The sequence below is a fragment of the Paenibacillus sp. B2(2019) genome (genome assembly GCF_008370385.1).
In the GTDB taxonomy this organism is placed as follows: Bacteria; Bacillota; Bacilli; order Paenibacillales; family Paenibacillaceae; genus Paenibacillus_AQ.
This window is the reverse complement of sequence record NZ_VTZR01000025.1, coordinates 557732-569775: the sequence shown is the minus strand read 5'-3', so window position 1 is coordinate 569775 and position 12044 is coordinate 557732. Positions and strand designations below refer to the sequence as shown.

Annotated in this window: 12 protein-coding genes and 2 pseudogenes; 7 read left to right on the top strand and 7 right to left on the bottom strand. The window is 41.9% G+C overall.

Features of this window, described 5'->3' with window-relative positions:
* Positions 1 to 409: 409 nt before the first annotated feature.
* From PAENI_RS27905 to PAENI_RS27870, 7 genes are all read right to left on the bottom strand, one after another.
* Positions 410 to 967, bottom strand: a complete 558-nt coding sequence (locus PAENI_RS27905) for an NADPH-dependent FMN reductase (protein WP_149647504.1) — start codon at positions 965 to 967, stop codon at positions 410 to 412.
* A 659-nt stretch (positions 968 to 1626) separates the two neighbouring features.
* A complete protein-coding gene (locus PAENI_RS27895; RefSeq protein ID WP_149647503.1) occupies positions 1627 to 2706 on the bottom strand; it encodes a DUF418 domain-containing protein in 1080 nt (359 codons plus the stop codon).
* On the bottom strand, positions 2703 to 3323 hold the full coding sequence (locus PAENI_RS27890) for a DedA family protein (RefSeq protein ID WP_149647502.1): 621 nt from the start codon (positions 3321 to 3323) through the stop codon (positions 2703 to 2705). The genes PAENI_RS27895 and PAENI_RS27890 overlap by 4 nt, the downstream gene beginning before the upstream one ends.
* Before the next feature lie 14 nt (positions 3324 to 3337).
* Positions 3338 to 3811 carry a CDP-alcohol phosphatidyltransferase family protein gene (locus PAENI_RS27885; protein ID WP_076298658.1) on the bottom strand — a complete coding sequence of 158 codons (474 nt, stop codon included), beginning with the start codon at positions 3809 to 3811 and terminating at the stop codon, positions 3338 to 3340.
* Between the two features lie 110 nt (positions 3812 to 3921).
* Positions 3922 to 5115: an MFS transporter gene (locus PAENI_RS27880; RefSeq protein WP_149647501.1), complete on the bottom strand. Its 1194-nt coding sequence runs from the start codon at positions 5113 to 5115 to the stop codon at positions 3922 to 3924.
* A gap of 67 nt (positions 5116 to 5182) precedes the next feature.
* Positions 5183 to 5809, bottom strand: a complete 627-nt coding sequence (locus PAENI_RS27875) for a GNAT family N-acetyltransferase (protein ID WP_149647500.1) — start codon at positions 5807 to 5809, stop codon at positions 5183 to 5185.
* Positions 5784 to 6596 carry a helix-turn-helix domain-containing protein gene (locus PAENI_RS27870; protein WP_149647499.1) on the bottom strand — a complete coding sequence of 271 codons (813 nt, stop codon included), beginning with the start codon at positions 6594 to 6596 and terminating at the stop codon, positions 5784 to 5786. Before PAENI_RS27870 ends, PAENI_RS27875 begins: the two co-directional genes overlap by 26 nt.
* Before the next feature lie 108 nt (positions 6597 to 6704).
* On the opposite strand from PAENI_RS27870, the pseudogene PAENI_RS32780 reads away from it, so the two are divergent.
* From PAENI_RS32780 to PAENI_RS27835, 7 genes and pseudogenes are all read left to right on the top strand, one after another.
* A pseudogene (locus PAENI_RS32780) lies at positions 6705 to 6843 on the top strand (serine hydrolase domain-containing protein); the annotation flags it as partial.
* A 158-nt stretch (positions 6844 to 7001) separates the two neighbouring features.
* Positions 7002 to 7379, top strand: coding sequence for a GrpB family protein (locus PAENI_RS27860; protein WP_149647498.1), 378 nt, complete (start codon positions 7002 to 7004; stop codon positions 7377 to 7379).
* 538 nt (positions 7380 to 7917) lie between these two features.
* A pseudogene (locus tag PAENI_RS32365) lies at positions 7918 to 8105 on the top strand (transcriptional regulator); the annotation flags it as partial.
* Positions 8106 to 8219: 114 nt separating this feature from the next.
* The gene (locus tag PAENI_RS27850; RefSeq protein WP_149647497.1) at positions 8220 to 9146 is read left to right on the top strand and encodes an NAD(P)/FAD-dependent oxidoreductase; all 927 of its coding nucleotides are present in this window, start codon (positions 8220 to 8222) and stop codon (positions 9144 to 9146) included.
* Positions 9147 to 9317: 171 nt separating this feature from the next.
* On the top strand, positions 9318 to 9638 hold the full coding sequence (gene trxA, locus PAENI_RS27845; protein ID WP_076298663.1) for a thioredoxin: 321 nt from the start codon (positions 9318 to 9320) through the stop codon (positions 9636 to 9638).
* Between the two features lie 184 nt (positions 9639 to 9822).
* A complete protein-coding gene (locus PAENI_RS27840; RefSeq protein WP_223179019.1) occupies positions 9823 to 10197 on the top strand; it encodes a hypothetical protein in 375 nt (124 codons plus the stop codon).
* Positions 10198 to 10382: 185 nt separating this feature from the next.
* On the top strand, positions 10383 to 11849 hold the full coding sequence (locus PAENI_RS27835) for an alpha/beta hydrolase family protein (RefSeq protein ID WP_262495762.1): 1467 nt from the start codon (positions 10383 to 10385) through the stop codon (positions 11847 to 11849).
* Positions 11850 to 12044: the final 195 nt, after the last annotated feature.

Below are 12044 nucleotides of genomic sequence, written 5' to 3'. Positions count from 1 at the left end.
TGATTTAATAAAGAGAGATCTGTTCAAAGAAGCCACTCCAAACAAATGGAGTGGCTTCTTTGAACAGATCTAACGTTATGGTCAAATCATACTTTGCTTAAATATGATACACCAAACCGTATCACAAACAGTGGTAAAGCGCAGGGTGGAGGTTGTCGTAGACGTATGTGAACTTAATCTTTTAGCATTGCTAATTAAGGCAATTGCTATCCGGTCATTTTCAATCTGATTACATTCCTGTACGTGTTAGTAGACGATATCATACTCAATACAATTGGTGTTGTTATTGGTGTCATTTTTTACGGCTCTATCAGATGGTTATTAGGCGCTTGCAGAAAAAGAAGCACAAAGTCTGTTCTGTTGATCTAGCCTATCGTTTTTCGTAGTTGGATAATTCTCATTTCATGGTTTATATCGTCTCGCCTTGATGACAAGCATGCTCAAGTGTCTGGAGCACAGATAATAATTCCTGCTTTAGTTCTGGATCTGTAATATTGCCTTCTTTATTTAGTTTCAAAGTAATGTGCGGTATTATCAATGTTCCTCTTTCTACAATATCAGCATTAATCATTTTAAGTGTAAGCAGAAGTGAAGCATTAGCTTTATCACCGCCCATTGGAGATGGTGAGGCACTGATTACCGCTGTAGGTTTATTTATGAACTCGCCTGAAGATACGAGCCAATCCAAGGCGTTTTTTAACACACCAGGCACTCCATTCCCATATTCCGGTGTACATATAAGCACACCATCTGCCTCCTTAATATGTGTCCTTAATTCTCTGACCGGAACAGGTTCTTCGACTGCATCGATGTCTTGATTAAAATGCGGCAGGTCGCCCAACCCGCCATAGATGGTAAATTTAACGTTCTCCTTGGCTAATCCGATGATGGCATTCATTAGTGCTTTATTCGAAGAGTTTTGACGAAGACTTCCCGAAATAGCCAAGATTTTAATTTCTTTATCCATTTAACATCATCCCATTTCTTCTGTGATTTGATTATTACTAAATTTAATTATTACTTAATTTCGATATCGTCCGCTTAATTTCATCAAGGGCCAGCAGCAAAGCTTTGCGCCCGATACCTTTGTTTTGATAGTTCTGATCCACCATAAATCACCAAATCGATATTCTTCGTTTTGTCTCAGGCACTCACATGAAAAATCCGATAGGCTTGCCGTCTAAACAAATTGCGCGTGTTTGATATGAGGGGTTGAATTTTGACTCAATGAGTGACCACGTATTGTCTGCTACATATTCATGCTGCTTATCAGCTACAGTTAGGTCACAAACATCTTCATAATTATTCTTATCTACATCAGTAAGGGTTATGTTCATTTAATGTAATCTTCTTTCGAATTAGTTAGTAACTCACTTTCGCAAAACTGCATTTTCACTACTATAAATATAGAAATTAATGGGGGGGACTATCCCACTTTACTGAGATGCTCCAAAATCAAGTCTAAAAGCACAAAGGGGAGATTCGATTTTTCTGCCGCTTACCAAGGACGCTTGAAATAACGGGGTGAGTCACTTTCAAGTCTGCACTAGTGGGTCAAATTAATTCCGGCATTGACACAGTAATAGCAACTGACATATTAAAGATCCTTTGCATCTTTCCATGACTTTAGCATAACTTTCTCATAAGCAACTCGATCGGCCCTCTCGCCATCCATTTTCTCCACATATGCGAAAAGATAATGGCCATTATAAAATATAAGCTTCCGTATACCATTGCAAAAACAAGGGAGCCATTTTCCAAATAGCCCGTTGTATGAAGCAGCCCCAATCCGATCACTACATGTCCAATATAATGAGATAACGATAACTGCCCGGCACTGATCAGTGCTTGCGTAAGAACGGACTGCTCAAATTTTTCGACGACATAAAGACAAATCGCGATCACAGTCATAGCTGAACAAATTCCTGAGAGCACATACAGCATTGTAGGCGGCATCGGTTTCGTTCCAAACAAATAATGTGCCGCTTCATTCCCCAGTACAGGGGAAGCCCATTTAATCAAGAAGAAGGAAAGGGATTCAAAAACAACTGTTCCTGACAATGAATATATCAACAACTTCGATCGATGCTCCTTGCTCAGCCAGCCCTTTCTGCCAATCCACATGCCGATGAGGAAGAAGCTCAGCCAAGGAAAGATCGGATGGAATCCGTTAAATAACAGATTACGAATGAACCCTTCTATTTTCCAAAAACCCGTATATTCTTTAAAACTCAAGTTCCACCCTTGGGTGTAATCAAATATGACTAAAAATAACTGTGATGCTACCAGGATAAACGCGAACAATCCGAGTATTTTGTTGTTGGATACGGTTATCAATACCGCAGCCACAAGCATGAATACCGCATAGTAGTGCAAAATGTCTGCGCTCCAGTCCATTAACAATAAAAGCACGCCCGCAATAAACAGGAAAATTGCTCTCTTGTATAAGCTGTTCCGGTTTTGTCGAATAAGCTCCCTGTTCATTGAGCTTCGGGCTTTGGAGGTCATTAGGGTTACTCCGATGCCGGCCAATACGACAAACAATGCAGATGCTCTCCCCTCAAACAGACCTGCTATCGATTGTAGCCATCCCGGTCCGCTATTCTCTGCCTGCATTGCAAGTTTATAGTTCACGATAATCATTCCAAAGATCGCCAATGCTCTCGCAAAATCAAGGGCGGTTATCCTCGCTTTCGATTGACTCATTCCACTTCATCCCCTCTTAGTGTTTTGCGACGTGACGATTGAACCATTCGTTTTACTAGCCAGGCAACAGCTCCAAACAGTACCACGATGATTACGATGCTCCAAGAATAACTCTCAATGGTGTGTAACAAATTGTCCCATTGTGAGCCAAACATGTTTCCCAACCCGATGAAGCAAATACACCAGAACAAGGCGCCGCTATAAGCATAGACTGCAAAGGTTCGAAACGAAGAACCCAAGATACCTGTTAAATAACCGGTTATATGACGAACACCGGGAATAAAATAGCCGATGAATACAAAAAAATTACCGCGCCTGCTAAACCATTTTTTCGTCTTATAGAATTTGCCTGGTGTAATGAACACCCATTTGCCAAAATGCTGAATAAAAGGCATTCCCACTTTCAGACCGATAACATATGTCACAGTCATTCCTAATGTCGTTCCGGTAAACGCTAAAAAAAGTGCCGTCCATCCGTTTAATACACCCAGATAAGACAGATACCCCACATACAGCATTGTTATTTCCCCTGGAAAGGGAAGGGCGATGAACTCCAGCAGTAATCCTATGAACAGGAGTGCATATCCATATTGCTCAAATAGCGCTTCAATATTCATCGATATCACATCCTTTAATTCTTTTTTCGAATAGGAAAAACAATAAGCAAGCTCAAAAGCAATATTAATAAAGTCGTTAGTATGATTGAATATTTTTCTATAAATAATGCATACAGAGTTAAAAGACTTCCGCCTGCAGCAACTGACATTCTTTTATTCACTTTACTAGGGAACCTCGTATTTTTATGTGCTAGTTGGATTGCACAGGCGCTGACAAATATACCGATACAAACCAAAAATGAATTGGGAGTTAGGACAGTTTTATACAACATAATCCCAGGAACTGTGCCAAATGTAATCAATTGACTTAGAGAATGGATACTTTGCGAGAAGGCTTCTTTCTGGATAGGCTTCGGTTTTAACGCATGTAATAAAACACCTAAGCCAAAGCTAAATAAAGACCATTCACGATGCCCCTGATAAACTGCCAGAATCGAACAGATGCCTGCGAATAAGATAATTAAAGATAACGTGACAGAAATTCGCATTTCTTCTACCAACCCTCTACAAATTTTTATTAGTTCTATCTAGGATAAAAGATGTTTATCATGTGCATAGAGGCTCCGCTTCCTGATGTTCCCTGCAGCAGATCAAGGTATTATGTAATGGATTCCATTGCTTTACTTTTCCACACTACTGACATTACAAATGTGGCAAACAGTACTACTGCTGCGAAAATATATGGTAAATTAATATTCACATCAAACAAAATACCGCCTATTGCCGGTCCCATAATAATTCCAAGACTTGTATACATGGAATTCATCCCAGCGACAAAACCTTGCTCTTTCCCTGCCAATTTGGAAAGAAGTGTTGTCAATGCAGGACGAAGTAAATCACAGGCGAAAAATACAATACTGGAAACGGCCATAATGCTCCAATAACGACTGACAAACACAGAAGCAACAATGAAAATTGCAGCAACTATAATCGTGGCATGAATAATCTTCTTCTCGCCGAACTTGTTTACCAGCTTATCAAAGAATAACAATTGAGCTACAACACCCGAGATGGAGCCTACTGTAATTATGATAGCTATATCTTTGGCAGTAAAACCGAATTTCGAATCTACAAAAAGGCTGAACATCATTTCATAGGCAGATAGTCCAAAAGATAGTACGAAGACAATGATCAGGGGCATCAAATATATAGGATGAAAAGATTTCTTAATCTCTGAGAAAAAGTTTGTTTTTGATCTCAAATTTCTGTTTTTTATAAGTTGTTCTTTAGATAAAGGCTCTTGCAAAACAAGGAGTGAAATGAAAGCAGCTACCAGGGCAAAGCCTGCTGCGAAAAAGAACGGGGCGCGTATGCCTAATTCGGCTACAAACCCGCCAATGCCAGGACCAATGATGAACCCTAAACTAATCGCAGCAGCTTGATATCCCATGACTTTAGCTCTCTCTTCTAATGAAGTGCTATCCGCGATAAAAGCAGTTACTGCTGGCATAATGAGGGCATCGCTAATCCCTCCTAATATTCTGGAAAGAAACAGTACCCAAACCTGATTCCCAATGGCAAATAACAGCTCCGAGATAGAAAAAAGGAATAGACCGAATACAATCATTTTCTTTCTGCCAATCGTATCTACCCAGATCCCGGCAATAGGAGAGACGAGAAGCATGGCAAATGCAAAGGCAGAAATCATGTATCCCATCACTTGGCCGCTTAAATGCATTTCTTTTGCAAGGGATGGCATGATTGGGGCAGCAAGGCCTACCCCTACAAAGGCAATAAATAAGTTAAATAAGATGACAACTAATGATTTTTTTTCTTTAGTAAATATACGCATACGCTTTCCCCACCCAACTTTGTATCTTTTTCTTTTTCATTAAATAGCCTCCTATAAAATTTACTGATTATTTTAAATTCAAGACCATATAATCCCATTTCGATTCATTGAACAAAAGATGCCGCACTAAGCTATTCTTTTGTAAATGAGTCTGGAATGACAGGAGCTCGTATAGTTGCTTGGCACGTGGGTTACTACCTACGACGTGCAAGCTCAGAACATTTAGGTGTGGCTCAGTTTGCGCAAAATGCTGCGCCCACTGAAATAATAGCTTTCCAATCCCCTTGCTTCGATGGTCTTGATGGACAACAATGTCTGCAATATAACATTCTCCAGCCTGTGGTTTATGATCTAATAAAGATAACCCGATCAGCATTTTTAACAGGTTCCATTTCCCCAACTTATTGAAGCTCTTCCACGAAGGAAGCTCTTGCTTTTGCTTCACGTCAGATTCGGGCTTCCATTTGATAGATATCATTCCGATAACCTCTCCAGCTTGCAGGGCGACCATTCTTTGACTTGCCAGTTCGGTGGGATAATGTTCAAACAGATTTTCGAAAAAAAGAGAGAGATCGTCATCATTCATGCTCGTCAACTTTTGAAATTTTCCGCGAAACCCGTGAACAAGCAAGCGGCCGACCTGTGGATTATACTTGGCCTGCATAGGTTCAATTGTTATCTGTGCTGCAGTCATGATGGTTTCTCCTTTCGGATTTTGTTGCCGATTCGATCAAGAATTGCAACTCGTAATACAACTCGTTCTTGCTAAATAACGATAAATAGGATCTTTCAATAAGAATTAGGGGTCCAGCTATGGTATAAGATTGCGCAGCCACATAGTCATACAACTGTTCAATCATTTGTTTGAGCTCATCATCTTCATGAATTAGGCTCTGCATGGAAAGGTAATTGCCTCCAGGTAAGGGAAAATCGCCAGGCCCTTGAGTTTCTAGGCATAAGGAAATTGTGCTCGAACCGTCATATATATAATGAATGTCCGATTCGAACAAGTTCGGAACGCGCTTCGCTTGTTCAGCCAAAAGTTTGGCATTAAGTTTAGTGTGTGAATCCATTTCAATCCAACTTGCAAAGTAGGTGGTGTCTCGCCGCTTTATGTGATACTGGTTGGACTGCGAATTAAAGTTTTGCTGTTCATGTAAAACTTTTTTGATGAAATGCTGAAGCTCATTGAGCCGCAGCAACTCAGCATCCAATTCCCGCAAGGAATGATGGAGAAGCTGTTGATATTGATCCGCAGAATAGGAGGTCATACAATCATTTATGGACTGAACAGACACTCCCAGCTTACGAAGCAATAGAATATGTGCTAGCTGGTAGACTTGCTCAATGTTGTACATTCTATATTGATTGTTATCTGTATAAGCGGGCCCAAGAACTCCTTTCTCTTCAAAATAACGAATTTGATGAACAGACACGTTCATAAGATTGGCTAATTCACTGATCGTAATTTCACTCTTCATAAAGTTCACTCCTAAAGCTTTTAATACCTCAACGGTACACCTTAGGTCAGACCTAAGGTCAAGTGTTTGTGTTAAATTTTTTTGTTAATACTAGATCATTTAAATTATTTGAATATGAAAGACACAACAATTGTGGATTGCTAGTGGATATTTGAAAAATGAACAAGGAGCATATGGAATCTATGAAAGTCCTTGGGAACATACAGGGGATGGAGGAGTTCATACAACTGTTGAAGAATTGGTAAAATAGATTAATCATTATGAAAAAGAAAATCAAGGGAATCCTCAATATCCCTGGTAGAGCTAGGGGATTTTCACAATGATTATGAGCAATGACCCAGTTGAAATCATGAGAATGAGCGAGAAAACAAAAACATTACTTTAAAGTAGGAGGCTAAGAAATGAATATCATTCATTGACATTCTGCTTGTAGTTATTGACATCAATGAATTAGATACTTACTCATTACAATTTGAAGATCTTGGATATGAGATTATGGGTGGATTTGGAATCAAAGGAAGGAGATACTTCCGTAAGGGTGGAGACAATCGCATTCATCAAATTCATGCTTTCCAGTATGATAATATTCAAGAAATCGGAAGGCAACTATCTTTCAGAGATTATCTTCGCCAAAACCCAGAAATATGTAAGAAATACGGGGAATTAATAAGTAAATTAGCTGACCAATATCCAACTGACATTGATGGCTATGGTGACGGTAAAGATGAGTTTGTCAGAAAAATAGAAGAAGAAGCTCTCAAATGGCATTGGACTATCCACTGAAATCAAAAGTTTGATGGAGGGGACAAGCACTGCATAATAATATGCACTCAAAAAACACGCAGCCACTGTTGGCTGCGTGTGATGGTGAATAGGGTAGCGAGATGAACTTGCAAAGGGATTATGATAGGGCGACAAATTAATGTCGGCTGCCACATGCACACAGTAGATCTGCGGAAAAGGTCCGTAAAACTCAGTAAGTATCTTTAACAGCAGATTCTACTGTTGAGGTACTGCTGGCGGGTTAGTGAAGTTAACCATCGTTATCCCCCTCAAAAGTTAAATTAAGAATAGTTTATATTACTTCGAAACTTACGCTTACAATAAACTTATTATAATAGAAATTACACAACATCTAAAAGAAATAGCTAGCCCCGCTACCAGTATATCTGCATCAGATAACGATTGGGTGAATGATTCACCAAGGTATAACTTGACACATTTACGATTTCAAAGATATTATAGATACAATAAGTCTTTGAATGAGGTGTTAGCGTGATATTTACAAAAGCAACAAATTATGCTTTGCACACCATGCAAGAAAGATGATAATACATTTTTGGATAATACCCACGTTATTGAAGCACCGCATCCTTATTTGAATGTGATTTTGTCCACGGCGAAGAATGCTGGATTCAAGCTGTAATGAAGGAAGCAGAAGAGAAAATGGAAAGCCATCTTAAAAACACGAAGTTGACGGATCTGGTCCAAAAGCAAACACAGGTTTAAGGTTGAGCCATTTTATATTGAAAGGAGGAGAGGAGTTTGATACACATTAGAATATTTTTTATCCAATCATAGATATAATAAGTCTTTAAAGTCTATATAAAGGAGTTGAGCGTCATGATTTACGAATGCGCCATTATTGGTGGAGGACCGGCCGGGTTGAACGCAGCCCTCATCCTTGGAAGGGCAAGGAGAAGCGTGGCTATCTTTGACAACAATCAACCCAGAAATGCCGTTACACATGCGTCTCACGGCTTTATTACGAGAGACGGCGTAACGCCGGCCGAGTTCCGCAGAATTGCTCTTGAGGAGGTTAAAAGTTATCCGTTAGTCGATCATCTTCAAAACGAAGTTGTTTCCGTTGACACTACCCAATTCGGATTTGAGTTAGTTGATTCTGCTGGCCTTCACCTTAAAGCGCGAAAACTGATTTTGGCAACAGGCGTAAAGGAGATATATCCAGATATTGAAGGCTTTTATCCGCTTTACGGGAAAAGCTTGTTCAATTGTCCCTATTGCGACGGCTGGGAGCTTCAAGATCAACCGCTTGTTGTTGTATCCGAATATCCAAACCTATTTCATACGGCCAAACTGCTTCTCAATTGGAGCGAAGATTTGGTTGTCTGTACGAACGGTAAGGCGTCTCTGTCAGATGTGCACAAAAAGCACCTTCAATCAAAAGATATTGTGGTAATGGAGCAACCTATTTCAGCTTTCATTGGCCCAAATGGGCAGCTTGAACATGTTCGCTTTGCAGACGGAACTCAAATTCCGAGAGCTGGCGGTTTCATAACTCCTAAATTTGTGCAAAGCGTTCCGTTCGCAGAACGATTAGGCTGTGGAATGACGGCCTCGGGCGGGATTAAAACGGACGGAAAGGGGAGGTCTGCAATACCTGGTTTATACATCGCCGGAGATACTTCGTACGTGGCTCCTTCCCAAGTGGTTTTTGCTGCAGCGGACGGCAGCCAAACAGCTATGAGCGTAAATATGGATTTGACGGAGGAAGACTTTACAAATCGTGGTAGTTCACCTACGGGTTAATTACTGATATAAAAAATCTTTAATATCTCAAAAAGTTGAGTTGGGGATGTACGTACCAAAGTTTTTCGATTTCAGACGTGTTGTTTAAGTTTAAGGAGGTGATGATATCCAATCGGTTCATCATTGGTAGTGGGAAATGTGTGAAAAATTATGAAATGGAGGAAGATAGACATGACTATTTGTCACTCTACGGATACAACCTTTGAAAGTGATTTGAAAAATGAAGGTTTAACATTAGTTAACTTTTGGGCTCCTTGGTGCGGACCTTGCCGCGCTTTTGCACCTATACTCGAGAGGTTCGATCAGGAGTATAGTAAAGTAGTGAGGGTGCTAAAAATCAATGTAGACGAACAACCAAATACTGCCGCTCATTATGGAATTTTGAGCCTTCCAACTACGATTCTTCTTAAAAATGGTGAGCCGATCGATAAAGTTGTTGGGGCTGTTCATATTGATAAATTAAAACAGTTCATACCAGATAAAAATAATTAAACAACGTAAAACTCCCAACGAAAGCCGCCAGCCCAATTGGCGGCTTTCGTTAAGTTGAGTAGTAAAATTTTAAGAGGAGATAGAATGAGTGAAGAAGTTAGACAAAACAGCACATCCTAATTTTTTTTGAGGACAAAAGACTACAGGTCCGAACACGGCGACGAGTCAGATCCACTTCCCAGGATTGGTTTGCCGGGATACGACTGAAGTCCAGTTCTACACGGAAGACGGCATCGAATATTTGAAGGTTAATGCGTACTTACTTCTGAGCGAGACGAATGTAAAACCGATCTATACAGGAAATCGGTCCAGGGTCACGGCGCCAACGAACGGGCATGCCCAATGGAATACCATCCCGGCAGCGGTAACAGGCAAAACGATGACGATCAAGCTGCCAACGAATGGTGCTTTCTCGGCATATGATGAGCAAGGATTATGCGTCAACAATACCATGTTAGGTGCAAAATTTATGCTTTGTAAGTATCATTTCTGCCCATTCAGCGACAGGTCGCAAATGATCGAGGTCAGCATGAAGCCAACGGTAATCACAACAAACTAACGGAACGACGCCGTTTGATACAAGCAGGAACGAAAAGATTGTAAAAACGTATATATCAACATGGGTATGGTCAATTGCGAAAAATTAGGTAAGGTAACTCTATCTGCGATCTGGTGGCGGGGCCTTAAGGATATTATAGATTCGTCGGACACAGTATTCGAGGAGGTCATCATCAAGTGAGAATCATGGAAGTTGTACTGGTGACGTTTAATGTGGTTATGTTGCTGTTGCTGGTTATCAGGCAACAAAAGCATCGACAGTTATTGTGGGGAGGGTTGGCCGTCTCGGCGGTTCTTCTCGTTGTACAGGGCTGGGTTGAGGGATGGCGCTGGCCCCTGATCCCCGCTTATGCATTGACGCTGGCTCCTTTATTGGCGCTGGTGCTCGATCATCGGCGGCACGCCCGAGCCGGGCAAGGGATCGTTAAAAGGCGCGGTGTACGCAGAATTGCAGCGTTGTTAATCGCCGTTTTATACGGGGCGGCAACCGTTGCTGCGACTTTGCTGTTCCCGGTGTTTACATTCGCTGAACCGGCAGGCCCGTATGGGATTGGCACGGTCACTTATCACTGGATTGACAGCACCCGTGAGGAAAAGAACGCTGGGGCGGCGGCCGGGGCCAAGCGGGAACTAAACGTACGGATCTGGTATCCGGCCAGCAAGGACGCTAAGGGAACCCGGGCGCCGTATGTGCCTGATTCCAAAATTTATGCCGAGGGACATCAGCAGCTGCTTGGCCTGCCACAGGTATTTTTCACGAGCCTTGGCGAAGTCCGCACGCATGCGATTGAACACGCGGCGCTGTCTGATGCGGAAGCGATGTATCCGGTAATTATTTTTTCTCACGGGTCTCGTGGGTTCGAGGGTCAGAACATGTTCCAGATTGAGCAGTTGGTGAGCGAGGGCTACATTGTGGCAGGAATCAATCATACTTACAGCAGTATGGCTTCGATATTCTCGGATGGACGGGTGGCGTTGTTCCAGGATAAAACAGGAACTGGGATAGAGCCATTTGAAAAAACGGACAAGCTGAATGAGGTTTGGGTGAATGATGTGCGGTTTGTGCTGGATCAGCTTGAACAGCTTGCTGCTACCGACCCGGATCAGCGGTTTACGGGACGAATGGACATGGGGCGGGTTGGCATGCTCGGACATTCGTTCGGCGGGGCGACTACGGTTCAGATGTTGCTGAGTGATCCGCGGGTTCAGGCAGGCATCAATATGGACGGAGCCTTGTACGGTAAACGCCGCATTCCGACGGCAGGCATAAGCAAGCCGTTTCTGATGATCAGTGCGGACAATTCGATAGCGGCCTCCAGCGGCGCCTTAAGCGACGATCAGCTCGCCGCCATGGGCTTGAACCGCGGCGAAGTTGAACGATACTTTAAAGAGGTAAATGCCCGGTATGCACCGGTAACGGCCGGCGGAAACTATTGGCTGAAGCTGACCGACACTTCTCATATGAGCTTCACCGATAACTTTTTGATTTCGCCAATTCTGGAGTGGGTACAGGGAACGGACGCGCGCGGGACGCATCGGGTCGTCAACGAGTTTACGCTTGATTTCTTCAATTATTATCTGAAAGGGGCGCCTTTACAGATATTGAACAATGCTGTTGGCACGCATGATGATTATATTCTGGAAAAGGGATAATATTCCATTTGGTGCGAACGCCACCTGAGCGAGACAAGAACATATATGTTTAAAGACCCGCTTAAAAAGCGGATTAACTCATGCTATTAATAGTTAATAGGAAGGATGGCAAAAAAGGAGTCTTGTCATTTTCAATTTTCGTCAGCTAAGGCTCGAATCTGCCCCAACAGGAGTATGTATTATTTAATTTAGCGA

Excerpts from the sequence above, each read along its gene's own strand:
- trxA (WP_076298663.1), top strand. The coding sequence starts at position 9,318 with ATGACTATTTGTCACTCTACGGATACAACCTTTGAAAGTGATTTGAAA.
- PAENI_RS27850 (WP_149647497.1), top strand. The coding sequence starts at position 8,220 with ATGATTTACGAATGCGCCATTATTGGTGGAGGACCGGCCGGGTTGAAC.
- PAENI_RS27885 (WP_076298658.1), bottom strand. The coding sequence starts at position 3,811 with ATGCGAATTTCTGTCACGTTATCTTTAATTATCTTATTCGCAGGCATC.
- PAENI_RS27835 (WP_262495762.1), top strand. The coding sequence starts at position 10,383 with ATGGAAGTTGTACTGGTGACGTTTAATGTGGTTATGTTGCTGTTGCTG.
- PAENI_RS27875 (WP_149647500.1), bottom strand. The coding sequence starts at position 5,809 with ATGACTGCAGCACAGATAACAATTGAACCTATGCAGGCCAAGTATAAT.
- PAENI_RS27880 (WP_149647501.1), bottom strand. The coding sequence starts at position 5,115 with ATGCGTATATTTACTAAAGAAAAAAAATCATTAGTTGTCATCTTATTT.
- PAENI_RS27870 (WP_149647499.1), bottom strand. The coding sequence starts at position 6,596 with ATGAAGAGTGAAATTACGATCAGTGAATTAGCCAATCTTATGAACGTG.
- PAENI_RS27890 (WP_149647502.1), bottom strand. The coding sequence starts at position 3,323 with ATGAATATTGAAGCGCTATTTGAGCAATATGGATATGCACTCCTGTTC.
- PAENI_RS27895 (WP_149647503.1), bottom strand. The coding sequence starts at position 2,706 with ATGAGTCAATCGAAAGCGAGGATAACCGCCCTTGATTTTGCGAGAGCA.
- PAENI_RS27905 (WP_149647504.1), bottom strand. The coding sequence starts at position 967 with ATGGATAAAGAAATTAAAATCTTGGCTATTTCGGGAAGTCTTCGTCAA.